General features: G+C 63.4%; 23 protein-coding genes and 1 CRISPR repeat array. Of the genes, 14 read left to right on the top strand and 9 right to left on the bottom strand.

The genetic code is table 11. The annotated features are described in order from the left end of the window. Nucleotides 1-10: 10 nt before the first annotated feature. The 3 genes from AWB78_RS13220 to AWB78_RS13210 all read left to right on the top strand — a co-directional run bounded on the left by AWB78_RS13220 (nucleotide 11) and on the right by AWB78_RS13210 (nucleotide 3,530). Complete coding sequence (locus AWB78_RS13220; protein WP_062605028.1) at nucleotides 11-1,756, top strand: FAD-dependent oxidoreductase; 1,746 nt, start codon at nucleotides 11-13, stop codon at nucleotides 1,754-1,756. Then, complete coding sequence (locus AWB78_RS13215) at nucleotides 1,753-2,088, top strand: NIPSNAP family protein (RefSeq protein ID WP_062605027.1); 336 nt, start codon at nucleotides 1,753-1,755, stop codon at nucleotides 2,086-2,088. The genes AWB78_RS13220 and AWB78_RS13215 overlap by 4 nt, the downstream gene beginning before the upstream one ends. Nucleotides 2,089-2,162: 74 nt before the next feature. Further along, nucleotides 2,163-3,530 carry an MFS transporter gene (locus AWB78_RS13210; RefSeq protein ID WP_062605075.1) on the top strand — a complete coding sequence of 456 codons (1,368 nt, stop codon included), beginning with the start codon at nucleotides 2,163-2,165 and terminating at the stop codon, nucleotides 3,528-3,530. Nucleotides 3,531-3,538: 8 nt separating this feature from the next. Here AWB78_RS13210 and AWB78_RS13205 read toward each other — a convergent pair whose 3' ends face one another. The 6 genes from AWB78_RS13205 to AWB78_RS13180 all read right to left on the bottom strand — a co-directional run bounded on the left by AWB78_RS13205 (nucleotide 3,539) and on the right by AWB78_RS13180 (nucleotide 8,055). After that, nucleotides 3,539-4,060 carry an Ohr family peroxiredoxin gene (locus AWB78_RS13205; protein WP_062605026.1) on the bottom strand — a complete coding sequence of 174 codons (522 nt, stop codon included), beginning with the start codon at nucleotides 4,058-4,060 and terminating at the stop codon, nucleotides 3,539-3,541. Nucleotides 4,061-4,097: 37 nt separating this feature from the next. Next, the gene (locus AWB78_RS13200; RefSeq protein ID WP_062605025.1) at nucleotides 4,098-4,865 is read right to left on the bottom strand and encodes an SDR family oxidoreductase; all 768 of its coding nucleotides are present in this window, start codon (nucleotides 4,863-4,865) and stop codon (nucleotides 4,098-4,100) included. Nucleotides 4,866-4,987: 122 nt separating this feature from the next. Further along, entirely contained in the window at nucleotides 4,988-5,995 is a 1,008-nt protein-coding gene (locus tag AWB78_RS13195) for a LysR family transcriptional regulator (protein WP_062605024.1), read from the bottom strand. A 99-nt stretch (nucleotides 5,996-6,094) separates the two neighbouring features. Next, entirely contained in the window at nucleotides 6,095-6,502 is a 408-nt protein-coding gene (locus tag AWB78_RS13190; RefSeq protein WP_062605023.1) for a cupin domain-containing protein, read from the bottom strand. Between the two features lie 38 nt (nucleotides 6,503-6,540). Continuing rightward, a complete protein-coding gene (locus AWB78_RS13185; RefSeq protein ID WP_062605022.1) occupies nucleotides 6,541-7,020 on the bottom strand; it encodes a carboxymuconolactone decarboxylase family protein in 480 nt (159 codons plus the stop codon). 153 nt (nucleotides 7,021-7,173) lie between these two features. After that, on the bottom strand, nucleotides 7,174-8,055 hold the full coding sequence (locus AWB78_RS13180; RefSeq protein ID WP_062605021.1) for an RNA polymerase sigma-70 factor: 882 nt from the start codon (nucleotides 8,053-8,055) through the stop codon (nucleotides 7,174-7,176). Between the two features lie 188 nt (nucleotides 8,056-8,243). On the opposite strand from AWB78_RS13180, the gene AWB78_RS13175 reads away from it, so the two are divergent. Next, nucleotides 8,244-9,533 carry an MFS transporter gene (locus tag AWB78_RS13175; RefSeq protein ID WP_062605073.1) on the top strand — a complete coding sequence of 430 codons (1,290 nt, stop codon included), beginning with the start codon at nucleotides 8,244-8,246 and terminating at the stop codon, nucleotides 9,531-9,533. Here AWB78_RS13175 and AWB78_RS13170 read toward each other — a convergent pair. Continuing rightward, the gene (locus AWB78_RS13170; protein WP_232477691.1) at nucleotides 9,484-10,554 is read right to left on the bottom strand and encodes a helix-turn-helix domain-containing protein; all 1,071 of its coding nucleotides are present in this window, start codon (nucleotides 10,552-10,554) and stop codon (nucleotides 9,484-9,486) included. The two genes, AWB78_RS13175 and AWB78_RS13170, sit on opposite strands and share 50 nt — an antisense overlap. 252 nt (nucleotides 10,555-10,806) lie before the next feature. Between AWB78_RS13170 and AWB78_RS13165 the strand changes: the two genes are divergently transcribed. After that, nucleotides 10,807-11,097: a hypothetical protein gene (locus tag AWB78_RS13165; RefSeq protein WP_062605020.1), complete on the top strand. Its 291-nt coding sequence runs from the start codon at nucleotides 10,807-10,809 to the stop codon at nucleotides 11,095-11,097. Between the two features lie 266 nt (nucleotides 11,098-11,363). Here the strand turns inward: AWB78_RS13165 and AWB78_RS13160 are convergent, their stop codons facing one another. Continuing rightward, nucleotides 11,364-12,050 carry a GntR family transcriptional regulator gene (locus tag AWB78_RS13160; RefSeq protein ID WP_082883308.1) on the bottom strand — a complete coding sequence of 229 codons (687 nt, stop codon included), beginning with the start codon at nucleotides 12,048-12,050 and terminating at the stop codon, nucleotides 11,364-11,366. Between the two features lie 216 nt (nucleotides 12,051-12,266). Between AWB78_RS13160 and AWB78_RS13155 the strand changes: the two genes are divergently transcribed. From AWB78_RS13155 to AWB78_RS13135, 5 genes are read left to right on the top strand one after another with little or no spacing between them, the layout of a single operon-like run. Beyond that, nucleotides 12,267-13,565, top strand: coding sequence for an MFS transporter (locus AWB78_RS13155; RefSeq protein ID WP_062605018.1), 1,299 nt, complete (start codon nucleotides 12,267-12,269; stop codon nucleotides 13,563-13,565). 56 nt (nucleotides 13,566-13,621) lie between these two features. Then, nucleotides 13,622-14,350: a maleate cis-trans isomerase family protein gene (locus tag AWB78_RS13150; RefSeq protein ID WP_062605017.1), complete on the top strand. Its 729-nt coding sequence runs from the start codon at nucleotides 13,622-13,624 to the stop codon at nucleotides 14,348-14,350. Between the two features lie 11 nt (nucleotides 14,351-14,361). After that, nucleotides 14,362-15,768, top strand: a complete 1,407-nt coding sequence (gene hydA, locus AWB78_RS13145; RefSeq protein WP_062605016.1) for a dihydropyrimidinase — start codon at nucleotides 14,362-14,364, stop codon at nucleotides 15,766-15,768. Nucleotides 15,769-15,779: 11 nt separating this feature from the next. Beyond that, entirely contained in the window at nucleotides 15,780-16,955 is a 1,176-nt protein-coding gene (locus tag AWB78_RS13140; RefSeq protein ID WP_062605072.1) for a serine hydrolase domain-containing protein, read from the top strand. A gap of 2 nt (nucleotides 16,956-16,957) precedes the next feature. Beyond that, nucleotides 16,958-18,127, top strand: coding sequence for a serine hydrolase domain-containing protein (locus AWB78_RS13135; RefSeq protein ID WP_062605015.1), 1,170 nt, complete (start codon nucleotides 16,958-16,960; stop codon nucleotides 18,125-18,127). Nucleotides 18,128-18,129: 2 nt separating this feature from the next. Here AWB78_RS13135 and AWB78_RS13130 read toward each other — a convergent pair whose 3' ends face one another. Next, the gene (locus AWB78_RS13130) at nucleotides 18,130-19,227 is read right to left on the bottom strand and encodes an aldose epimerase family protein (RefSeq protein WP_232477697.1); all 1,098 of its coding nucleotides are present in this window, start codon (nucleotides 19,225-19,227) and stop codon (nucleotides 18,130-18,132) included. A 232-nt stretch (nucleotides 19,228-19,459) separates the two neighbouring features. On the opposite strand from AWB78_RS13130, the gene AWB78_RS13125 reads away from it, so the two are divergent. The 4 genes from AWB78_RS13125 (at nucleotide 19,460) to AWB78_RS13110 (ending at nucleotide 24,016) form a co-directional block, all read left to right on the top strand. Further along, entirely contained in the window at nucleotides 19,460-19,645 is a 186-nt protein-coding gene (locus AWB78_RS13125; RefSeq protein WP_062605014.1) for a hypothetical protein, read from the top strand. Nucleotides 19,646-19,858: 213 nt separating this feature from the next. Continuing rightward, nucleotides 19,859-22,468, top strand: coding sequence for a PAS domain-containing hybrid sensor histidine kinase/response regulator (locus AWB78_RS13120; protein ID WP_062605013.1), 2,610 nt, complete (start codon nucleotides 19,859-19,861; stop codon nucleotides 22,466-22,468). 48 nt (nucleotides 22,469-22,516) lie between these two features. Beyond that, nucleotides 22,517-23,104, top strand: coding sequence for a peroxidase-related enzyme (locus tag AWB78_RS13115; protein WP_062605012.1), 588 nt, complete (start codon nucleotides 22,517-22,519; stop codon nucleotides 23,102-23,104). Between the two features lie 6 nt (nucleotides 23,105-23,110). Then, nucleotides 23,111-24,016 (top strand): LysR substrate-binding domain-containing protein, encoded by a 906-nt coding sequence (locus tag AWB78_RS13110; protein WP_062605011.1) that lies wholly within the window; start codon nucleotides 23,111-23,113, stop codon nucleotides 24,014-24,016. 118 nt (nucleotides 24,017-24,134) lie between these two features. After that, a CRISPR array of direct repeats spans nucleotides 24,135-25,602; the repeat unit is 28 nt; unit sequence TTTCTAAGCTGCCTACGCGGCAGCGAAC. Nucleotides 25,603-25,626 lie beyond the last annotated feature (24 nt).

The following is a 25,626-nucleotide window of genomic DNA, read 5'->3' as shown; positions in this document are numbered from 1 at the left end:
GGACATCATCATGACTACCGTAACGCGGTCGTCCGATCTCGCTTGCGACGTGCTCGTGATCGGCTCTGGCGCCGGCGGCCTTTCCACGGCCATTACAGCGAAGAAGCAGGGCCTCGACGTGATCGTTGTCGAGAAAGAAGCGTACTTCGGCGGCACGACCGCATTTTCGGGCGGCGTGCTGTGGATACCCGGCAATCGTCATGCGAAGGACGCAGGCATTCAGGACACGCGCGAGGCCGCTGTTCAATACATGCGCGGCGAGACCGGCGCGATGTACGACGAAGCCGCCGTCGATGCGTTCCTCGACAACGGCCCGCGCATGATCGACTTCTTCGAGCGCGAGACATCGGTCCGCTTCCTGCCCACGCTCTATCCCGACTATCATCCCGATGCGCCGGGCGGCGTCGACGTGGGCCGCTCCGTCGTCGCGAAGCCCTTCGATGCGCGCGAGCTTGGCAAGGATATCGCGCGCCTCCGCCCGCCGCTCAAAACGATCACGTTCATCGGCATGATGTTCAATTCGTCGAGCGCGGATCTGAAGCACTTCTTCAACGCGACGAAATCGCTTGCGTCGGCGTGGTATGTCGCCAAGCGTCTCGCGAGTCATCTGAAAGAACTCGCGCTCTATCGACGCGGCGTTCAGATCACGAGCGGCAATGCCCTCGCCGCGCGTCTCGCGAAATCCGCGCTCGATCTCGGCATTCCGATTCACACACGCACCGGCGCAAAGGAACTCATCACGGTAAAGGGTCGCGTGAGCGGCGCGATCGTGATGGCTGATGGACGCGAAACGCGCATCACCGCGCGGCGTGGTGTCGTGCTTGCATGCGGCGGCTTTTCGCACGATGTCGCGCGCATCGCGAAGGCTTACCCGCATGTGCGTCGCGGCGGCGAGCACGTATCGCCGGTGCCCGCGGGCAACACGGGTGACGGCGCGCGCATGGCCGAACGCGTGGGCGGCCGTGTCGATATCCGCTATCCGCAGCCCGCCGCATGGATGCCGGTCTCGCGCGTGCCGCTGAAAGACGGTCAATACGGCGTATTTCCGCATCTGCTCGATCGCTACAAGCCGGGCGTGATCGGCGTGACGCGCGGCGGCGTGCGCTTCACCAACGAATCGAACTCGTATCACGATGTCGGCGCGGCGATGATCGAAGCCTGCCGCCACGAGAAAGAAACGGCGATGTGGCTCGTCTGCGATCACGCGACGATCCGCAAATACGGTCTCGGCTTCGCCAAGCCCGCGCCGATGCCGCTCGGCTCGCATCTGAAAAGCGGTTATCTGATCAAGGGCCGCACGCTGGCCGAACTCGCGCAACGTGCAGGCATCGACGCTGTTGCGCTCGAAGAGACCGTGCGCGCGTACAACCGCGACGCGGCGCAAGGCAACGACACCGCATTCGGCCGCGGCACCACTTCATTCAACCGCTATCTCGGCGATGCCGCGCACAAGCCGAACCCGTGTGTCGCGCCCATCGGCAATGGCCCGTATTACGCGCTCAAGGTCGTGATGGGCGATCTCGGCACCTTCGACGGCATTGCGACGAACCCGCACGGCCAGGTCCTCGAAGGCAGCGAGCCGATTCCCGGCCTCTACGCCGTCGGCAACGATCGCGCGAGCGTCATGGGCGGCAACTATCCCGGCGCGGGCATCACGCTCGGCCCAATCATGACATTTGGTTATCTCACCGGATTGCACCTCGCGGGCCGCATCGACGCGCGCGCGAGTACCAGCGAATTGAGGAGCGCAGCATGAGCAAGCCTTTCATCGATCACCGCATCTACACGATCAAGCCGCGCGGCATGGCCGAATTCATCGATGTATTCGATCGCCTCGCCATGCCGATCCAGCTCAGGTATCTCGGCGCGCCCGTCGGTTTCTATATGAGCGATATCGGCGCGTTGAATCAGGTCGTGCATCTGTGGGGCTACGAAAGCATCGCGGATTACGACCAGCGCCGCACCGCGCGCGATAACGATCCGGAATGGCCCGCTTATCTGCAGGCGTCGGCACATCTGATCGTCGCGCAGGAGAGCCGCATCATCAGGCGCGTCGAGTTCAGGAGTCTTTCGCCCGCCGTGCGTTGATCGCGCGGCATAGCGGCACGACGAAGGCCGCATGCATCGAATCGATAACCGTGAATGAATGGAGACATACCGGCATGGAAAAGAACCTTCGGACCATCGAGGTCCAGAGCTTCATCGACGGCGAGCGCTTCTCGCCGTATCAATGGGTCATCCTGATCCTGTGCTTTCTCGTCGTCGCGGCCGATGGCTTCGACACCGCCGCGATCGGCTTCATCGCGCCGTCGCTGATCGGCGACTGGGGCATCACGCGCGCCGCATTGGGACCGGTGATGAGCGCGGCGCTCGTCGGCCTCGGCATCGGCGCGCTCGTGGCGGGACCGGCCGCCGATCGCATCGGACGCAAGGCGGTGCTCGCGCTGTCGGTGTTCTTCTTCGGCGTGTGGAGTCTCGCATCGGCGCAGGCAAGCTCGGTCGAAGCGTTGACCGCATGGCGCTTTCTCACCGGCCTCGGCCTCGGCGCGGCGATGCCCAACGCGGTCACGCTGATGTCCGAGTATGCGCCCGCCCGCATTCGCGCGATGGCCGTCAATGCGATGTTCTGCGGCTTCTCGGTGGGCCTTTCCATCGGCGGACTGTGCGCCGCATGGCTCATTCCGCACTTCGGCTGGCAAAGCGTGCTCGTCGCGGGCGGCGTGGGTCCGGTCGTGCTCACGGTGCTGCTGCTCGTTCTGCTGCCCGAGTCCGCGCAATTCATGGTCGTGAGCAAGCGCCCCGCGGAAAAGATCGTGCGCGTCCTGCGACGCATCTCGAACGACACGCGTCTTGCCGAAGGCGCGTCCCTCAACTTCACCGCAGCCGATACGCGCGCGAGCGGAGCGGACAAGTCCTCGCTCGGGCTCATCGTTTCGCGGCCTTATCGCTTCGGCACGTCGATGCTGTGGCTCGCGTACTTCATGGGCCTCATGATCTTCTATCTGCTGACGAACTGGCTGCCCACGCTCTTCAAGGACGCGGGCTTCTCGGCCGAACGCGCCGCGCTCACCACGTCGCTCTTTCCGCTCGGCGGCATTCTCGGCAATCTGTGTCTCGGCTGGGTGATGGACAAGGCCAATCCGCGACGCGTCAACGCCTGCGCATACGTGCTCGCGGCGGCGCTCGTGCTGACGATCGGGCGCGGCGTGGCCGATCAGTTCTGGCTCGCCGTGCTCATCTTTCTGACGGGCACGGCAGTGACGAGCGCGGTCACGTCGATGTCTGCGCTCGCCGCATCGTTCTATCCGACGCGAAGCCGCGCGACGGGCGTCGCATGGATGCTCGGCATCGGTCGCATGGGCGCGGTCGCGGGCGCCATGACGGGCGGCTTGCTGATGAGCATGGGCCTTCAGTTCGGCGCGGTGTTCACGCTGCTGGCCGTGCCCGCGTTCGTCGCCGCGTTCGCACTGGGCGCGTTGAGCCGTCGCGATTCGGCGCCTCTTGCGGATAGCGCGAATCAGACCGTGTAAAGCGCGATTCACTCAGCGCGATCCGGGGCCTCGCGATTGCTTGCAAGCGCAACTATATTGACGATGCCCTTACGCGCCATCTTCGTGTACGGGCAAAAGCGCTCCGTGTTGCGCACGAGTTCCTCCGCCACCGCGCGTTCGACGCCAGGTATCTGGACGCGCGTGTGCGCGGTGAGCACGAAGAGGCCATCCATCGGATCGCGTGCGAACTCCACTGTGACCGACACGCTCGCGCCTTCCGACGCGATGCCCGCGCGCGCCGCCAGCAAGACCAGCGCGCCATGAAAGCACGCGGCATAGCCCGCGGCGAACAACTGCTCCGGGTTCGTGCCGCCGCCGGGACCACCGAGCGCTTGCGGCATGCGCAGGTTCAGGTTGAGATTGCCGTCGTCGGAGCGGGCCACGCCCGAGGCGCGGCCATGGCCCGCATCGCCGCCCGTGACCGTGACGGTCGTTCTATAAAGCGGTTGCACGTCCTGCCCTTGATACTTGTCGAGCAGACTGACGGGTGGCGGAGCGATCGGCACCATGAGCGGCCTCTCTTGCAAGCGTTGACTACATGATCGCTCAATGCGCCGCTTGCGGCTGGCTCTGACTTTGCCTGAACCACGCATCGAAGTTCACCGCGCCGAGCTGCGCTCCAGCGCCCGGCAGCAGCGTGTCCGCCGCGAGCTGCGCGCCGAAGTAAAGCGCGCGCTCATCCGCGATGACCTTGCGCGCGTCGCCGGTCGCCGTGAAATAACGCTGCATCAGATCGGAAAGGCGCGACTTCTCCGGTCCCGCGATTTCCACGACGCCGTTCACCGGCGCGTTGACCGCATGATCCGCGACGGCGCTCGCGACATCGTCGGATGCGATCGGCTGAATGTATGCGCCCGACAGATGCACCGCGTTCTCGCTGGCGCTCGCCTTTGCAATGCCGCCGAGGAACTCGAAGAACTGCGTCGACTGGACGATCGTGTAGGGCACGCCCGATTCGCGAATGAGCTTCTCTTGCGCGATCTTGCCGCGAAAATAGCCGCTTTGCGCGAGGCGATCCGTACCGACGACCGACAACGCCACATGATGCGCAACCCCCGCCGCTTTCTCCGCCGCGAAGAGATTGCGTCCCGACGTCTCGAAGAATTCGAGCACCGACTTGTCTTCGAACGAAGGCGAATTGGCGACGTCGACGACCACACGCGCATCCTGCAACGCTTCCTTCAGGCCCTTGCCCGTCATCGTATCGACGCCCGATGCCGGCGATGCCGCGATCACTTCATGCCCGCGCGCACGCAAGTTCTTCACAACCTTGCTGCCGATGAGTCCGCTGCCGCCGATCACTACGATCTTCATGTTTATCCCCTTTGAGTTTCCGGTTGCACTGCACGAACGCGCTGAATACGTGATGCATCGTAGGCGTGCGCGCCTGCATCCGGTAGCGCCGCCACCGGACGCGCGGTGTTGCCTTCAATGCATCAATCGGCCGGCACGAGCGATGGCGCGCTCGCATTCGTGATGGTCGTCGACAGACAATGCAGATCGAGCTTGCGCGTGTGCTCCGTCATGTAGTCGACGAACACGCGCACGCGCGCGGGCAAATGCTTGCGGCTGAGGTAGCAGAGATAGTGGCCGCCGTCATCGGGCGCATGTTGCGCGAGACACATGAAGAGGCGCCCGGCCTTGACCAGTTCGCACACGAGATACGCGGGCAGTTGCGCGATGCCCTGCCCGTCGAGCACGGCTTGCAGCATCAGGTCGATATCGTTGAACGTTTGCCGCGCGGCGGGCGAGCGCTTTTGCGTCAAGCCGTCGACCTTGAACTCCCAATCGGCAATGCGCCCCGCCGACGTGCGGAAGTTGATGCAGCGATGCTTTTCGAGTTCATCGACATGACGCGGCAAGCCGTGCTCGCGCGCATATTGCGGCGACGCGCACACGATCATCTGCATGGGGATCAATTGCTTCGCGACGACTTCGCTGTCTTCCATATGGCCGTCGCGAAACGCGACATCGACACGCTCGGCGATGAAATCGCACGGACGGTCGTTGAGCAGCAGTTCCAGCGCGATGTCGGGATAGCGCGCATTGAAGCCGGACAGCAACGGCGCGACGACCTTGCGGCCGAAGCCCGGTGTCGATGCGATGCGCAAGTGTCCGCGCGGCGGCCCGTTGCGCAGCTCGCGCATGTCCTCGAGCGCCTGCACGATGCGCTCCACGCCCGGCTGGCAATTCTTGTAGAAGAGTTCGCCCTCGCGCGTCAGCGACGTGCTGCGCGTGGTGCGAAGAAAGAGACGCGCGTCGAGCTGCGCTTCGAGCTTCTGCACGTTGCGGCTGACGGCGGAGCGGCCGATGCCGAGGCGATCGCTCGCTTTCGCGAAGCTGCCCTCGTTGGCGACGGCGAGAAAGGAGACGACGCCCGCATAACTCGTCGCGAAGCTGTACGCGAGCGAATCGTCGGAATGAAACGCAAGGTCTGATGGCATGGCGGCACGAAACGTAGTGGCTCTATTCCACAAGACGTTCGCGCCGCGCGGTTTGTGACACGCGAACGCTGAAATCTTTTCGCGTGCGGCCTGATTGCCTTATTGCACCGGCGTCAATACCGGTTTGCCCTTGTCCTTCAGGAGCAGCACGATGAACTTCGCGCGTTTCGTCTTGCTCGCGTTGCGGCCCACGGTGTGGATATCGTCGGGGCCTTCGTAGAAGGTGTCGCCCGGCTTGAGCGTCACGGCCTTGCCGCCCTTGAGCTGCATGACGATCGTGCCTTCGAGCACATAGACGAAGGCATGCGCGTCGTGACGATGCACCGGATCGACCGAGCCCGGCGGATACTCCACGCTGATCATCAGCGCTTCCTTGCCCGGATATTCCGGCAGCGGCTTCGTCATCAACTCCTTGACGATGGCCTCGGGCGCAGCCTGCGCCGTGTTCGCGACGAGCGCCGCGCATCCGACGACGAGCGCCAGTCCCACGCGTTTGATGCTCTGCATGATCGGTCCTCCGATGATCGAATGACGGCGCGAGCGCCTTACGACAGGTTCGCCTTGTCGAGGCCGAACGCCTTGTCGGACGAGCCCGGCACCGTCTGGAACGCCACATTGGCGCGGTTCCATCCGTTGATCTCCATGACCACGTAGGTCAGGTCGGACAGCTCTTTCTCCGTGAACTGCTCGCGCACACGCGCATAGAGTTCATCGGGCACGCCATGCTCGGGCAGGCGCGTCAGCACTTCGGTCCACGCCAGTGCGGCACGTTCGCGCGACGAGAACAGCGTCGACTCGCGCCAGATTGCGACGTGATGCGTGCGCAGCTCGCGTTCGCCGTGGATCTTCGCTTCCTTCACGTGCATGTCGACGCAAAAGGCGCAGCCGTTCATCTGCGACGCGCGCAGCGTCACGAGATCGCGCGTCGTCTGCTCGATCGAGCACTCCTTCACCGCCTGACTGAACTCGTAGAACTTCTTGAACAGCTGCGGCGACTGTTGAACATAGTTGATTCGTTGCGTCATGATGACTCCATGCGTGGTTGAAGATGCCGCTGACGATTCCTGATCGGCATGGATGTCATCGTAGGTTTGCGCGGCTGGTCGCGGTAGAGGCGCGAACGTCCGCACGCTGTTGCCTCATGCGCACCAATCATGCGCACCAATCGGGCGCACCAATCACGCGCCGCCGTAAAGGGCCGCGATACGTTCGAGCTTCTCCGGGTTGCGCTGCACCTGAATGGCCACGATGCGTTCGTCTTCGATGTCATACGTCTGCGCGGATTCGAGCTTGCCGTCGATGAAACGCAAGAGCGCCCATTGCTGGTTGAGCATGACGAGCTGAAGACGCACGCCTTTTCCATGTCGCAGGAACGCCGCATAGAAGAGTTGCGCGATGCGCTTGCCGCCCATGAGCGGTTGCGGGAAGCTGGGGACGCGTCCGCCGCCGTCGCCGACGAGCATCGCGTCTTCCGCGAGCATTGCGTGAATCGCGGCGAAGTCCCCATGTTCGACGGCCCGCGCGAACGCATGCAGCAGGCGCCGGTGAATCTCGCGCGGCACCGAATGACGCGGCCGTTCCTCGCGCAATTGCGCTTTCGCGCGGCTCACGAGCTGGCGGCACGCGGCTTCCGTCTTGCCGATGATGCTCGCGACTTCCGGATAATCCGTGTCGAAGATTTCGCGCAGCAGGAACGCCGCGCGCGCCTCGGGCGTCAGCCGTTCGAGCAGCATCAGGAACGCGACGGAGACATCGTCGGCGCGCTCCGTGACTTCTTCCGGCGTCGCGGGCGGCTCGGTGATGTGCGGCTCGGGCAGCCAGATGCCCGCGTAATGTTCGCGCTGCACTTTCGCGGCGCGCAAACGATCGATCGAATGGCGCGTCGTCACCGCGACGAGCCACGCCTCCGCGTTCTCGATGGCCTCGCGCGCCGATGCATGCCAGCGCAGCCACACATCCTGCACGATGTCTTCCGCTTCGGCCACCGATCCGAGCATGCGATATGCGATGCCCTGCAAGCGTGGGCGCAGGCGATCGAATTCGCGCGTGGCGTCATCCATGAAAGCGAACCCTCGTTCGTAAACGGACTGGGAAGATATCGATACGAAAGCTGTGCAAAAGCCGAACGTATATTACGCGCGCACGCGCGCGCGCGTATTGCTGGATGATCGCGACAGGCCAAAAGATCCGGAAAATACGGCCGTTAACCTCGATGGCCGGATTCGAATGCATCAATCTCCGTTCATTCATGACTAAAACCGAACATCGAAACACGTCTGCGAATCTGACCCGCATCATCGTGGCGACGGTGATCAGCAACGGCTTCGTCGCCTACGACTTCACCGTGTACGGCTTCTCCGCCGCGATCATCGGACGATTGTTCTTTCCCGCGCACGACGCGGCTTCGTCGCTATTGCTCTCGCTCGCGACCTTCGGCGCGGGCTTCGTGATGCGCCCGCTCGGCGCGGTAATGATCGGACGTCACGCCGACAGGCACGGACGCGAGGCCGGCATGCGGCTGTCCATCGGCCTGATGGCGGCGGGCACGTGGCTGATCGCGTGTCTGCCGACGCATGCGGCGATCGGCGCGAGCGCAACCGTGCTGATCGTGTGCGCGCGGCTCCTGCAAGGGCTCGCGGCGGGCGGCGAGATCGGGCCCGCGTCCGCCCTGTTGATGGAATCGGTGCCCTACGAACGGCGCTGCTACATCGTCAGCTGGCGCGGGGCGAGCCAGGGCGCGGCTGCGTGCGTCGCGGCGCTCGTCGGCGCATGCACGTCCGCGTTGTTGTCGAACGAGCAGCTCGCGCAATGGGGATGGCGCGTGCCCTTCGTCATCGGCGGACTGATCGCGCCGCTCGGCTGGTTCCTGCGCCGCGTGCCGGGCGAAGCGTCCGCATCGGCAACGCGGCCCGCGCGCGCGCCGCTCGCGATCGTGTTGCGCGAGCATGGACGCGCGCTCGCATGCGGCATCCTGATGATGGCCGCGCCCTCGTCCAGCATCTATATCGCCGTGCTGTACATGCCGAGTTATCTGACGCATACGCTGCATCGGCCCGCGACGATCAGCCTGGCGATCGCATCGCTCTCCGGGCTCGTGATTCTCATCGTGACGCCGCTCGTCGCGCTTGCGGCGGACCGGCTGACGAGCCGCAAGACGCTGCAATACGCATCGCTCGCGGCCGCGCTCGCGACGGCTTATCCGGCCTTTTACGCCCTCACGCAAGGCGCGCCGGATGCGCTCGCGCTCGTCATCATCCTGCTCTATGTCGCGGTCGCGCTGAACAACGCGGGCGCGGGCTCGGTGCTCATGCTCGAAGCCTTTCCGACGCATCGGCGCGCGGCGAGCCTCGCGGTGATCTACACCTTCGGCGTCGTCATCTTCGGCGGGTTTTCTCCGCTCGCCGTCGCATGGCTCATCGGCGCGACCGGCAACGCGATGACGCCCGCGTGGTATCTGCTGGCCGCGAACTGCGTGACGCTCTTCGCGCTCAGCCGCTTTCCCGAGCGCCCCTCGAGTGCGCGGCGCGCGTGCGCATGACGGGATCGTCGTTCATCGCGCGCAGCAGTTCGAGCGCACGCAGACGCGTTTCCAGCGGACTTGCATCGAATTCGCGGCGAAACGCGCGCGTGAAGTCCGACGCGCTCTTGAAGCCGAGACCGAATGCGATATCCGCGATCTGCAGATTCGGGAACCGCGCGAGCTCATCGGCGGCCTCGCGCAAGCGGCGATGCCGGATGTATGCGCCAAGGCCGCCTTCCGGCTCGAACCATCGATAGATCGTCGCGCGCTTGAGGCCGAGCGCGTCGACGATTTTCATCGGCGTGAGATCGGCCTCGTGCAGATGCGTCTCGACATAGCGCTTCACCTGAGCCTTCACGGCGGATTGCAACGCGGCGCGCGAATCGTGCAATGCGTGCGGCTTATCGGCGAACGCGGCGAGCAGGAGCTGCGCGCCGGCATCGAGGAGGTCGATCGCATCGGGCCGTTCGAGCGCGGGCAGCTCGCGCGCGGTGGCGTCGAAATGCTCGAACAGGAAACGCGCGAGCGGCGCGTCCTCGGGCACCACGCGGCCATGCAACGCATCGCAGTCGCCGATCTGCGAGGCCACGATCGCGCGCGGCACGAACATGGTCAGCACGCGGCACGCCGGGCGCTCGATGCGAAAGCGCTGATTCAGATCGAACGCGACGATGCCGCGCATCGACCCAGGCGAGCTGCGCTTCGCGCGCAGGCCGCTGACAGTGCCGGTCTCGCCTTCCGCATAGACATGGAACGCAAAATCGCGGCGCGTGTCGGTCGAGACGCGCGCGATCGAGCGCTCCAGCACCAGCGCTTCGGTGCGCGCCTCCGTGAACACGAGACCGCCCGCCGCATGCAGGTCGATGCTGCCCGCGAAGCCGCGTGCGATCTGCTCCTTGTCCGGCAGGACATCGACCACATGCCCGACGCGATCGCGCCATGCGAGCAGTTGTCGCTCGCGCGCAAAGGCCTGCGTCGAGAAGCGCGTGGACAAGGCGGGCGGATCGGTATCGGCGGGCATGAGACGGATGTCGGTCAAATCGTCCTTTCGATCGATGGCGAGCGCACGAAGCGCGGCCAGCAAATGAGACGCATGGTAAAGCGAATTGCGATTGCAGGTATATCGTGCTGCACGAGGAGCAGCGTGTGCGGCGGCGCGGACGGTTCAGGTCGGCGATTCCTGTCGTCATCCCGCCGTCACATCGCTGGCTCCTTTCACATGCGTTTACGGCTGATCGACTCCAAAAATACAGCCGCAGGCAAAGGAAAAAAGACGTTTCGGGGCGTCAATATGGGAAAGTCGAAAGCCTTGCAAGCCACGCGGGCGACACAGGCGGCGCTCAAGCCGGCTCGCGTCGCCGATGCGCAGCTCGATCATCTCGAGCGCATGATCCGCTCGCTCGCGCTATCGGGCGATGCGAAGGCGTTCTCCTGTCTCGACCGCGACTACTGGAAGCGGCGGCTCGCGGCGCTCGGCGACGAAAGCGATCTCGTGTCCACGCAACGCGCACGCGTGCTGCGGCTTTTCGAGCTTCTCGCACGGGAACGCGCCGGCGCTGGCTCGGGCAAGGCGGCCGCGTAGCCATCGGCGGACGTGCATGCGGCATGCAAAACACAAGAAGGCATTCAGAATTCAAAACGCAAAATGCCAACCGCTGGAAATAAAACCATTGCAGGGCCGGCCTGAGAGAGCACCATCGACGCACGGCTGTTTCCAGCCGTCGCGTCGGGACGTGCTAGTACGACGGAGCGTCGCGTTCCGCACATGTTTCGCAAGGACATCGCGAGGCCATGCGCGGGACGCGAAAGCTCTTCGTCGCGTTATGGAGTGTGCCGAGGTAAGCGCGATCAGCCCGAGGCTTCTTCGCGTGTGAGATCGGCCATGCGCGCACCGGACGCATCGCCCTTCGCGCGCATCAGCACGGCGAGCACTTCGCGCGCCGTGTTCTCCGAATGCTCGCGCAATATCTTCGGCAAGCCTTCGTGCGCGGGGTCTTCGAGCGCGGCCAGAATGGCTTCGTGCTCGCTGGCGGATTCGGCCCAGCGCAACGTGTCGGCATTGGCCGCGCCGCGCGCCCGATGCACCTTCGCCATCAGCGTCGAATACACGCCCCCGAGCACAGGGTTGTCGGCGGCATCGACGATCATCTGGTGAATCTGCTGATTCAGCTTGAAGTACTCGACGCGCTTGCCGGCGTCGTGACACTCCACCATGCGCCGATGCTTCGCCGCGATCGATGCGATTTCCGCATTCGTGACGCGCTTTTGCAGCAGTTCACCGGCCATCGCTTCGAGGCCATGCAGCAGCTCGAACGTGGCGGCGAGATCGTCGAGATCGATCTCCGCGACGCGATAACCGATGTACTGCCGGTGCGTCACGCGCCCCTCCGACACCAGCACTTTCAGCGCCTCGCGCAACGGCGTCTTGGAGACGTCGAACGCGGTGCTCAATTCTTTTTCGTCGATGCGCGCGCCGGGCGGCAATTCGCCCTCGTCGATCATGCCGCGCAGGCGCGCGGTGATCTCCGCGGCCATGCCGCGGGTGCGCAAAAGGAGGGGGCTTTTGGTGGTCTGGTTCATCGCAGTGCAAGCTTATCACGAACTTGGTGAAAACCCTGCACCGCGAACGTGCAGTCTAAATTTCAATGAAACCAATCGTTTACACTGTTTGTAATTATAAATTTCTAATCTTATACTCAGTCCAACGTTGCGCGACGTCACGAAAACACCCGCCTATCCAGGAGCCCGTTCATGTCTTCAACATCCGGTGTTGCCGCATTGACGGTGGGCAAATCCACCGTTCGCTGGAAGATTTTCGTCGTCATGCTGAGTCTCATCGCGATCAACTACATCGACCGCGCGTCGCTGTCGGTCGCGATGCCACTGATTTCCAAGGAGTTCGATATCGGCCCGGCGATGGAGGGACTGATCCTCTCCTCGTTCTTCTGGACCTACGCGGTCATGCAGATTCCCGGCGGCATGCTCGCCGACCGCTTCAAGCCGCGCATCGTGATTGCCACCGCGACCGTGTTCTGGGGCTTCTTCCAGGCGATCGCGGCCTTCTGCACGAACGCGCCGAGCCTGTTGCTCACGCGCCTCGGCCTCGGTGCATCCGAAGCGCCGATCTACCCGGCGGGCGGCAAGCTCAACGCCATCTGGATGACGCAGACCGAGCGCGGCCGCGGCGCGACGCTGCTCGACGGCGGCGCCCCGCTCGGCGCGGCGCTGGGCGCGATCCTGATCACCGGGCTCATCGCGATCCTCGGCTCGTGGCGGCTCGCGTTCGCGGTGGCGGGCGTCGGCACGGTGCTCGCGGGCATCCTCGCCTGGTTTTATGTACGCAATACACCACGCGAGCATCCCGGCGTGAACGAGCTCGAAGCGGCCTATATCGAGGAATCGCACGCACGCGACGCCGCCGCGGAACCGCCGTCGCTCTCGGGCCGCACGCGCGATTTCTTCAGGTACCGCTCGGTGTGGTGCATGTTCTTCGGCTGGATGTGCTTCAACAGCGTGTTCTATGGCCTGCTCACTTGGATGCCCAACTACCTGCACATGGTTCACGGCTTCGACATCAAGCAGATGGGCGGATCGAGCTTCATCATCTTCTTCAGCGGTTTCATCGGCGAGCTGATCGGCGGATGGATCGCGGACAAGTGGAAGGCCGCAGGCGGACGTCCGAATGTCGTGATGCGCACGCTTTTCGGCATCGCGGCGATCATCGCGACGGTGTCGATCTTCTCGGTGGCGTATGTGACGAACGCCGTCGCCGTCGTCGCCCTGCTCTCCACGACGCTCTTCTTCCTGCGCTGGTGCGGTCTTTACTGGTGCATTCCGTCGTCGCTCGGCACGCGCAACAAGATCGGCTTTCTCGGCGGCTTCATGAATCTCGGCGGCAATATCGGCGGCATTGCGGTGCCGATCATCGTCGGCGCGATCGTGCAGTTCACCCACTCCTACTTCCTCGCGCTGATGTTCTTCGCAGCGGCCGGCATCGGCTTGCTCGTGTGCTCCAGCGCCATCGATTACGAAAAGAAGATTCCCGTTTGAGTGGAATCAGCCTTCATGCAGCAACGCTTCGCTCGATTCACACAAGAGACATCACGATGAAAAAACGTACCCTGCTCGGCATGCTCACGCCTTCGTCCAACACGTCGCTCGAACCGCTGACGAGCGCGATGGTTGCGAATCTGCCCGGCGTCTCCGCGCATTTCGCGCGCTTCCCGGTGACGGAGATCTCGCTCTCCGATCAGGCGCTCGGCCAGTTCGACGATTCGAAGATCCTGCAAGCCGCGCAACTGCTCGCCGATGCGAAGGTCGACGTGATCGCATGGAACGGCACATCGTCGGGCTGGCTCGGCTTCGAGGCCGACGAGCGCCTGTGCCGCCGGATCACGGAAGCGACCGGCATTCCCGCGACCACGTCCGTTCTCGCGCTGAACGAAATCCTGAAGAAGACCGGTGCGCGCGAGTTCGGTCTCGTCACGCCGTATCTCGACAACGTGCAGGAGAAGATCATCGCGAACTATCGCAGCGAAGGGCTGAACTGCATCGCGGAGCGGCATCTGAACCTGAAGGTCAATTTCTCGTTCTCCGAGGTCGAGGCCGATGAAATCCGCCGCATGGTGCGCGAAGTGGCGAAGGACAAGCCGCGCGCCATTTCCATCTTCTGCACGAACCTGAATGCGGCGCATCTCGTGCCCGAGCTCGAACAAGAGACCGGCATTCCGATCTACGACACGATCGCGACCGTCGTATGGAAATCGCTGCAGCTCGCCGATTACGACACGCGCAGCGTGAAGGGCTGGGGACGTCTCTTCAGCGAAGTCATCTAAGGGAGCATGCCATGTCGAACGATCTCGACTTCGTGATTCGTCACGCCGACGTCGTCACCGCGTCGGACCGGTTTTCGTGCGACATCGGCATTCGCGAAGGCCGCGTGGCGATGCTCGGGCACGGTCTGCCGAGCGCGCCGCGCGAGCTCGACGCGAGCGGAATGCTGGTGTTGCCGGGCGGCGTCGACGGACACTGTCATCTCGATCAGCCGATGCCCGACGGCCTGCGCATGGCCGACGATTTTCTCAGCGGCACGCGTTCCGCCCTGTGCGGCGGCACGACGACGGTGATTCCGTTCGCCGCGCAGGCGAAGGGGCAATCGCTGCAGGCGGCCGTCGACGACTATCACAGCCGCGCCGAAGGACGCGCGCTGATCGATTACGGCTTTCACCTGATCGTCGCCGATCCGACGCCGCATGTGCTCGCGGAAGAATTGCCGCGTCTCATCGAGAACGGCTACACGTCGTTCAAGGTTTACATGACCTACGACGATCTCAAGCTCAACGATCGTCAGATGCTCGACGTGCTCACCGTCGCGCGCGAGCACGGCGCGCTCGTGATGGTGCATGCGGAGAACTCGGACTGCATCGGCTGGCTGACCGAACGTCTGCTGGGCAAAGGCCTGCATGCGCCGCACGCGCATGCGCTCGCGCGGCCCGCTGTCGTCGAGCGTGAAGCGACGCATCGCGCGATCGCGTTCGCCGAGCTCGTCGACGTGCCGATACTCATCGTGCATGTATCGGGCGCGGATGCGATCGAGCAGATTCGCTGGGGACAATCGCGCGGCCTGCCGATTCTCGCGGAAACGTGCCCGCAATACATGTACTTGACCGCCGACGATCTCGGCCACGGCGAATACGAAGGCGCGAAGTGCGTATGCAGTCCGCCGCCGCGCGATCCCGCGAATCAGAGCGCGGTGTGGAAAGCCTTGCGTCAGGGCGTGTTCTCGCTCGTGTCGTCCGATCACGCGCCCTTCTCTTACGACGATCCACAAGGCAAGAAACCGGGCGGCAAGGAGGTCTCGTTCGATCACATTCCGAACGGCATTCCAGGGCTCGAAACGCGCTTGCCCCTGCTTTTCAAGGGCGTGAAGGAAGGACGCATCTCGCTGCATCAGTTCGTCGAACTCACGTCGCTCGCGCCCGCGAAGCTTTATGGCCTGTATCCGAAGAAAGGCACGATCGCGGTCGGCGCGGACGCGGACATCGTCGTGTGGGACCCGGACAAGCGCGTGACGATCGCCAATGCTTCGCTGCATCACGCAGTCGATTACACGCCTTATGAAGGCATCGAAGTGACCGGATGGCCGCGTCACTGCTTTTCGCGCGGCGAGTTGCTCGTCGAAGACGGCAGGCTCCTGAACGTGAAAGCCGGACGCGGACGCTTCCAGCCCGCGGGCAAACCCAACCTCGAATGAAGGTGCAAGCGATGAAACTCATAGCCACTTCAATGGCGGCGGCGCTCGTTTGCGTCACCGCGCATGCAGCGGGCGACGCATCGAAGGACATGCCGGGCGTCGTGCCCGAATCCATCGGCGTGGATTCAGCGCCACTCGTGCGCATGTCGGAATGGATTCGCGCGGACAAGATGGATGTGCGCAGCCTCGTCGTCGTGAAGGACGGGAAGATCGTGTTCGAGCGCTATGGCGATGGCCTCACGCGCGACAACAACTACGAGCTGTATTCGGTCACGAAGACGATCACGTCCTTGCTCGTCGGCGTGCTCGAAGGCGAAGGCAAGCTGAATCCGTCGACGAAGGTCGCGCCGCTCATCGCGAAAGCGCGGCCCGATCTCGCCGCCCAACTCGCGGACAAGCAGAACATCGAGCTCCGCCATCTGATGTCGATGTCGAGTGGTCTCAGCTATCAGACGCGCGAAGGCACCGATCCGCTCTACTACGGCGCGCCGGATCGACTGCGCGTCGCGGTGACGGCGCGTGCCGCGAAAGCGCCGGGCACGGACTTCGATTACATCGACGTGAATCCGGTGCTGGTGGGCACGGCGGTGAGCGTGGCCGCGCACGAACGCGAGGATCGCTTCGCGCAGAAGAAGCTGTTCGAGCCGCTCGGCATGTCGCATTACCGCTGGACCGGCGTCGATGAAACCGGCGCTGTCGCGGGCGGCTGGGGCTTGCGCTTGCGCGCGATCGACATGGCGAAGATCGGCATGCTGATGCTCGACAACGGCCGCTGGCAAGGCAAGCAAATCGTGCCGCAGGCGTGGATCAAGCAAATGACGACGCCCTCGCCCGCCGCCGCCGACTACGGCTATTACTGCTGGATTCAGCACATCGTGGAGAAGGGCCAACCGGAATTCGGCGCGATGGGCTTCAAAGGGCAATTCATCACGGTGCTGCCGAAAGAGCATGCGGTCGTCGTGATGACGAGCCTCTTGCCGACTGATGGCGGCCTGCGCGACGCCACCTACCTCAACCAGTATCGCCACATGGTGAACGACTTCATCCTGCCCGCGCTGACACCGTCCACGCGTCCCGTCGCAACGGCTGCGAAGACCGACGCATTGAAGGAAGAACTCGAACGCAGCAACAAGACACAAGGCGTGCCGGGCACGGCGGCCGCATTCAACGACGCACCCGAGACCTGATCATGAAGAAACCTCTGCTGCTCACCGCCATCGTCGCGCTAACGCTCGCGAGCGTCCATGCGGCGCCGCTGCATGAAGCCGGTCTTGCGCAAGCGCAGCCCGAAGATGCGAATGTCGATTCGCGTGAACTCGTTCGCCTCTCGCAATGGATTCGCGAGCAGAAGCTCGATGTCTACAGCCTGCTCGTCGTGAAAGACGGCAAGCTCATTTTCGAGCGCTACGGCGCGGGCGCATCGCGCGATTCGAACTACGAGTTGTACTCGGTCACGAAGTCTGTGACGTCGATGGTCGCGGGCATGCTCATCGGTCAGGGCAAGGTCAGCCTCGACGATTCCGTCGCAACGCTCGCTTCGTGGCGTCCCGACTTGCGCGCCGATTTCGCCGACAAACGCAACGTCGAGCTGAAACATGTGCTCTCAATGTCGAGCGGCCTGCATTACGACTTCAAGCCGAAGGACGATCCGATCTACTACACCGCGCCCGATCGCCTGAAGCTTGCCGCCAAAACGAATCCCAAGGCCGCGCCCGGCTCGCAGTTCGAATACACCGACATCAATCCGATCCTCGCTGCCGCGATGCTGAGCGCCGCCGCACATGAGCCTGTGGAGCGCTATGCGCAGGCGAATCTCTTCGGCCCGCTCGGCATGAAACACGCGGTATGGGAGCGCGCTGACCGCTCGGGTCTCGTCTCCGCGGGCTGGGGCCTGCGACTACGCGCCGTCGACATGGCGAAGATCGGCATGCTCGTGCTCGATCATGGCCGCTGGCAAGGGCGCCAGGTGGTGCCGCAGCAATGGATCACGCAGATGACATCGCCGGGCGTCGCGCCTTACTTCGGCTATTACTGGTGGATCAACAACATCGTGCAGCGCGAGCCGGAATTCGACGCGATGGGCTTCAAGGGGCAATTCATCACGGTGCTGCCCGAGCGCAAGACGGTGATCGTGATGACGAGCGTGATGTCCGTCGATGGCGGCTTGCGCGATGCGAAGAATCTCCAGACGTTCAGGCAGATGGTGAACGACTACGTGATTCCCGCGCTCGACAATGCGCAACATGCGCGGCCATCGAAGGAACGTCGCGATGCCTTGCAGCATGAGCTCGCGGTCAGCGCGCATACGTCGGGCGTACCCGGCACGCAAGTGGACCCGACCGATCTGCCGAAGCTCTGAGCTCAACGCACGCCGATCTTCCAGACAGTGACCTCGTGATACTCGTCGCCGGGCTTGAGCTCGGTCGACGGGAACGTTGGACGATTCGGCGAATCCGGGAAGTGTTCCGCTTCGAGCGCGAAGCCGTCCGTCTGCCTGTAAGCCGCCCCCGACATGCCGACGACGCTGCCGTCCAGACCGTTGCCCGTGTAGAACTGAAGGCCCGGCTGCGTCGTGTAGACATCGAGCACGCGTCCGCTCGACGGATCGTAGGCGCGTGCCGCGAAGCTCGGCTCGCCATTGCGCGGGCCGTTCTTGTTGAGCTTCCAGTTGTGATCGTAGCCGTGCGCGTAACGCATCTGCGGATGCGACGAACGCAGCCGCGCGCCGATCGGCGTCAGCGCGCGCAAATCCAGCGGCGTGTTTTCCACACTCACGATCTCGCCCGTCGGGATCGAATCGGGACGTATCGGCGTATAGGTCGACCCCGCGATCATGATGAGCTGCGCCTCGACGCTGCCGCTGCCCTCCCCCGCGAGATTGAAGTAGCTGTGATTCGTGAGATTCACGACAGTCGGCTTGTCCGTCTTCGCGCGATAGTCGATGCGCACTTCGTTGTCGTCCGTGAGCGTGTAAGTCACATCGACGGAGAGCGTGCCGGGAAAACCGTTCTCGCCATCGGGACTCACATAGCGAAGCTGCACGCCCGCGCCCTGTGCCCCCTGAAACGTCCTGACCACGGTCCAGACTTTTTCGTCGAACCCGCGCGGGCCGCCGTGCAATGTGTTCGGCGGCTCGTTGACGGGCAGCTTGTAGCTGCGTCCGTCGAGCTCGAACCGTCCATCGGCGATGCGGTTCGCATAACGTCCGATCAATCCGCCGAAATGAATCTTGCCGTTGTGCTTCTCATAGTCGCTGAGCGAGCCGAAGCCGAGCACGATATCCGCGCGACGCCCGCGCCGGTCCGGCACATCGAGACGCGTGACAATGCCGCCGTACGTGATGCAGCTCATCGTCACGCCGCGCGCGTTCGACAGCGTGTATTGAACGACCGCCTGCCCTTGTTGCGTCGCGCCATACGGCGCCGAAACGACGGACGCCGCCGTTGCGCGATTCGGCATCGACGTGATGCAAGCGAAAGCAGCCGAAGCTGCCAGGGCAACGGCCTTCATGGTGTATCGCATGAGCGGCATCAGTGAATGATCGTTCGATACGCCCTCGCGGCGCGTCATCGCGTCGAGGACGGGACATCGGAATGCGAGGCGAGCATCGGCTATGCCTGATCGCGCAGCCGGGCACGCGCGATGCGCCCGATGTTCGCACTCAATCGACGATGAAGACAAGGAGCCATTCATGACCGAACAGACCGATCGTCAAACGCCGCCGAAGCAGACGCCGGATGATCCGAACGTGGCCGATCGCCGCTTGTCCGACGAGCAACAGCGCGCGATGAAGAACGAGCCCGCGCCGCCGAAGCCCGATCAACGAGGCAAGGAAGGCGAGTTGCCGAATCCGAAGGACGTGGGCGAAGCGGGATGATGGCGCGAGTCCGCGCGACATGCGTGCGCCGCGCGGGTTCAAAACCATATCGACAACGTACAAATTACATCCTGCTCGCTGACGGGGCGCGCAGCAGCGGCGCATGCGGGCGTTATTGCTGCACTTTTGTTGTATGGTATCCCCAGGCTATCGCCGCCTCCCGATGCCGCGCCCGGCGACGCGTCTCGCCCGAATAAGGAAGCAAGGACGCTCATGCACGATCCTGCTCATTTTCTGCCGTCGTTCGTGTGGCGCGCGGCGCGCGATGGTGTGATCCAGTATGCGAATCCGTGGGCTTGCCGCTATCTCGGCGTCCCGTTTCCGGAACTGGTCGGGCGGCATTGGAAAGCATTTGTCCACCCGGACGACATTCCTCCCGTTCTCGATGCACTGCGTCAAATGCGCGACGGCACGCTGCTGCGCAATGTCGACGTGCGCCTGCTGCGCAACGACGGCGCCTTTCGCTGGCACACGCTGCATCTGCAGGCGCGGCGCGATGAAGAAGGACAGATCGGCGATACGGTCGGCGTGGCCATCGACATACACGAGTGCCGTCACGCATGGGCGATGTACGAGGCGAGCGAGCGGCGTCTGCAGGCCGCGTTCGCGGGCGCGCGCATGGGCGCGTGGGAATGGGACATGCAAACGCGCGTCGTGCGCATGACCGCGCAGCTCGCGGCGCTCTACTCGTTTCCGCCCGGCACCGAAGCTGTTTTGCTTTCGGAAGTATGGGACCGCGTCGCGCCGGAATATCGCGAGCCGTTTCAGCGCAAGCTCACCGAAGCGTTGCGCGACGGCGGCCCGTTCGAGTTCGACTTCGTTCTCGAAGGCAAGCAGGGACAACGCCGCTGGCTGCGTATGCGCGGGCATCCCGAGTTCGATCGTCATGGCGTGCTCGCGCGCGTCTATGGCGTGAGCTTCGACATCAGCATGCAGCGCGCGGACGAAGAGCGTTTGAGTCTTTCCGAACGGCGCTATCGCGCGCTCGTCGAGACGACGGGCGCACTCGTCTGGTCGGCCGATGCGAACGGCGAGATCCGTCCATCGGGCGGGGAATGGGAGGAGTTCACGGGCACGCCGCCCGACGAATTGTCCGGCTGGGGCTGGCTCGATTACATCCATCCCGACGATCGCGAGCGCACGCATCAGGCATGGCTCGATGTATTGCGCGCAGGCACGGCACGCACGCTCACCTTTCGCATGTATCGGCGCGACGGCGCTTATCGCATGGTCGAGGCGCATGCCGCGCCACTCTACGACGACAAAGGCAACCTGCAGGAATGGTTCGGCACGACGACCGACGTCACGCCGCGCTACGAGGCCCAGGCCGCGATCGAAGCGCGCAGCTTGCGCCTGACGGTGGCGATGCAGGCCGCGCATATCCGCATCGCGTCGCTTGAGCTCGCGACATGGACGCTCTTTCTCGAAACCGGCGGCGAGCGCCAGATCACCGAGACGCTCAGCTACGAAGCCGCGCTCGCACGCGTGCATCCCGAAGACAGTCCCGCACTGGATCGCTACGTGCGCACCCTCGCGCAAGGCGCCGATCCGGACGGCACCTTCGAGTTCCGCGTGCGCAACCTGCACGGCGAGCAATGGATGCAGGGCAACGCCCTGCTCCAGCGCAGCAAGGACGGCCAGCCGTTGCGCATCATCGGCAGCGTGATCGACATCACCGAGCGCAAGCATATGGAACTGATGCTGCGCGAAGCCGGACGCCGCAAGGACGAATTCCTCGCGATGCTCGCGCATGAGCTGCGCAATCCGCTCGCGCCGTTGCGCACGGCCATCGCGCTCTTGCAAAAGGATCAGGACCGCGACACGCATCTGCGCGAACTCATCGATCTGATGGGCAGACAAGTGGAGCACATGACGCGCATCGTCGACGATCTGCTCGAAGTCTCGCGCATCACGCAGGGACGCATCGCGCTGCAGGTCGAGCCGATTCTCGTCGGCACGGCGGTGTATCACGCGGTGGAAGCGATCGCGGGCATGGTCGAGTCGCGCTCGCAGAACATTCAGGTCGATGTATCCGATGCGACCACATGGGTATGCGGCGATCCCACGCGCCTCTCGCAGATTCTCGTGAACGTGCTGAACAATGCGAGCAAGTACACGCCCGAGCAAGGGCGCATCACCGTGAGCGTGCATGCGGACGATGCGTGGGTATCGATCGTCATCGCCGATACGGGCACCGGCATTTCGTCCGATCTCTTGCCCAAGGTGTTCGAGCTTTTCTCGCAGGGCGAGCGCACGCTGGACCGCTCGAACGGCGGACTCGGCATCGGCTTGTCGCTCGTGAAGAAGCTCGTCGAGATGCACAAAGGCACGATCACCGTGCAAAGCCCGGGGCCGGGCCTCGGCACGACGGTGACGGTGCGGCTGCCGCGCGTCTCTCATCACGAACGGCATTCGGCGCTCGCCCTTTCGGAGACGAGCGTGCGCGAGACGCGCGCGGCATTGCGCATACTCGTCGTCGACGATAACCGCGACGCCGCCGATTCGCTCGCGATGCTATGCGAGTCGGAGGAACATGTCGCGCGCGTCGCGTACTCGTCGTCCGAAGCGCTGGAGGCCGCGCCCTTGTTGAAGCCCGATGTGGCGCTGCTCGATATCGGCCTGCCCGATATCGACGGCTACGAGCTCGCGCGACGCCTGCGCCGCAAGGGCGACACGAAGCCTTTGCTGATCGCGATCACGGGCTATGGCCAGGCGGAAGACCGGCTGCGCGCGCAATCGGCGGGCTTCGATTATCACTTCGTGAAGCCGGTGAACGTGGACAGTCTGCTCAAGCTGCTGTCGTCACTGACGGTCACGCGCTGACGGACCTCGCTCTACAATGGGCGTTCGATCAACGCCTTCGAGGACGTCATGACGCACAAGCCCATCAGCCGCTATCCCGTTCCCGATCCGCGGGAATGGCCCGACGATATCCGCGCGCGCATTCTCGAAGTGCAGGACAAGGCGGGCTTCGTGCCGAACGTGTTTCTCACGCTCGCGCATCGGCCCGATGAGTTCCGCGCGTTCTTCGCCTATCACGATGCGCTCATGCTGAAGGACGGCGGCCTGACCAAGGGCGAGCGCGAGATGATCGTCGTCGCGACGAGCGCGGTGAACGATTGCCTCTATTGCGTCGTCGCGCATGGGGCCATTTTGCGGATCTATGAAAAGAATGCGCTCGTCGCGGATCAGGTGGCGGTGAATCATCGCAAGGCGGACATCACGCCGCGTCAGAAAGCGATGCTCGATTTCGCGTTGAAGGTGTGCCGCGCGTCGGGCACCGTGGACGACGATGACTTCGCCGCACTGCACGCGCATGGATTCAGCGACGAAGACGTGTGGGATATCGCGGCGATCACGGCGTTCTTCGGCTTGTCGAATCGCATGGCGAATGTGATGTCGATGCGGCCCAATGACGAGTTCTTCTTGATGGGACGCGTGCCTAAGGAGCCGAAATAAGAACCCATGCGCCTTCCTCCGCTGAAATCCATCATCGCGTTCGAAAGCGTCGCGCGAACGAAGAGCGTCAATCGCGCCGCCGATGAACTCGGCCTCACGCCTTCCGCCGTCAGTCATCAGCTGGCGAATCTGGAGAGCATCGTCGGGCGTGCGTTGTTCACGCGGCTCGGACGCGGCCTCGTGCTCACACCCACCGGCACGCAATATCTCTCCGATGTGACCGGTGCGCTCGCCGAGCTGAATCGCGCGACCGAGCGGGCATCGAGCGAAACGTCGGTCGAGATCTTGCGGATTCATTCGAGCCCGAGCTTCGGGCTGATGTGGTTATTGCCGCGTCTCGCCGCGTTTCAGGAAGCGAACGGCGACATTCAGATGAACCTCGCATGCTCGTATGAGAATGTGTCGTTCACGTCCGGTTACTACGATATCGATGTGCGTCACGGTTATGCGCATTGGACCGATGTCGAAATCAAGACGCTGCGCCATGAAACCATCGCGCCGCTCGCATCGCGCGCTTATCTCGAGCGTTATCCGGTGTCATCGCCTGACGATCTTCTGGAACGGCGGCTGATCTTCTCCGAATCGCCGCTCGTGCAATGGCAGCAGTGGTTCGGCAAGTTCGGCGTCGCGGTGAAGCGCAAGGCGTTCGATTTTTCGTTCGATCGGTCTTATATGTCGCTCGAGGCGGCGGCGCTCGGGCATGGCATCGCGCTGGAGAGCACGATGCTCGCGTCGGTGCATCTGGAGCGGGGGTCTTTGGTGCCGGTGTTTGGCGGGGAGTATGCGGTTGAGGTCGGGGCGCATCATCTGGTTTATCCGAGTCAGAATGCGGGGTTGCCTCGGGTGGCGAAGTTTCTTGCGTGGATGGATGGGGAGATTGAGAAGGGGTTGGGGGGGCGGGGGCGCGGTTGAGGGGTTCAGGTGACTGTGCGGTAGTGGGAGATGCAATGCATTTCATGTTCACGACCGGCGATTTCTAGGATGTCGCGGCGGTGAACCGTGGTCTGCCGGGAGCATGGCGGTATCGACTTTTCTAAGCGGCCTGCGCGGCAGCGAACATGCTGCCGGCGACATCCTGATTCATGCGTTCTTTCTAAGCTGCCTGCGCGGCAGCGAACAAGATGGCGATGCTAATCCTACTCCGCAGGATTTTCTAAGCTTCCTACGCGGCAGCGAACGTTTTCAATCCGGGCGTCGGGACGTTTGAGGTTTTCTAAGCTGCCTACGCGGCAGCGAACTGCGCATCACTTCATCGAATGAGCGCGGCACTTTTCTAAGCTGCCTACGCGGCAGCGAACGCTGGTGCTACTCGCTAACGCCCACGGAGCAATTTCTAAGCTGCCTACGCGGCAGCGAATGCGATGACGAGCGCGCGCTGCGTCGTCTGTCCTTTCTAAGCTGCCTACGCGGCAGCGAACCCGCAAGTCGATTTGCAGTCCTCGACCCGAACTTTCTAAGCTGCCTACGCGGCAGCGAACACCCCGGTGCGCGCCGCAAAAGCGGGTTTGAATTTCTAAGCTGCCTACGCGGCAGCGAACCGGAGCTACGCGAAAGAGCTCGGCGACACGACTTTCTAAGCTGCCTACGCGGCAGCGAACCCGGTCGGAACGATTGACGGCGAAGCGCTGTCTTTCTAAGCTGCCTACGCGGCAGCGAACCGTTCTCGCCGCTCTCGTTGTTCCACGTCATCTTTCTAAGCTGCCTACGCGGCAGCGAACTCGCCTTCTACGCGGTGGCGAAGTTGGTCGGCTTTCTAAGCTGCCTACGCGGCAGCGAACTTCAGAGCCACTTACACCACGTCCGCTCGCACTTTCTAAGCTGCCTACGCGGCAGCGAACGAATCAGTCCTCGGGCATGTGCTTCCCGGCGTTTTCTAAGCTGCCTACGCGGCAGCGAACCACCATTAAAGAATTCATGTGCGTACGGCGGCTTTCTAAGCTGCCTACGCGGCAGCGAACTGCCGATGCCACGCAGTTGGCCCACCCCCACTTTTCTAAGCTGCCTCCGCGGCAGCGAACGATCATGCGCTCGAGCCACTCACGTCCGCCGATTTCTAAGCTGCCTACGCGGCAGCGAACGAACAGCAGAATAGCGGGCGCGGCATCGACATTTTCTAAGCTGCCTACGCGGCAGCGAACGCCGGCACGAGAATCGTCCCGTCGCCGTTAACTTTCTAAGCTGCCTACGCGGCAGCGAACAAGTTCGGCGACGTGAACGCGGCTTGCATGATTTTCTAAGCTGCCTACGCGGCAGCGAACATCCCCGCCGGCGTCGTCAAGCAGTTCTCGACTTTCTAAGCTGCCTACGCGGCAGCGAACATGGTTTGCGGCGTGCATCGCGAGCGCTTCCGTTTCTAAGCTGCCTACGCGGCAGCGAACCTGGCGGACACGGACGAGGAGTTGCACGCGATTTTCTAAGCTGCCTACGCGGCAGCGAACCCCGCGATTCTGTCGTTTTGCGCTCGGACATCTTTCTAAGCTGCCTACGCGGCAGCGAACTAGACAATTCTTCTCCTATCCCTT

Source organism: Caballeronia calidae, assembly GCF_900044055.2.
GTDB lineage: Bacteria > Pseudomonadota > Gammaproteobacteria > Burkholderiales > Burkholderiaceae > Caballeronia > Caballeronia calidae.
Note: the sequence above shows the minus strand (reverse complement) of the source record. Positions and strands in the feature narration are given on the sequence as shown.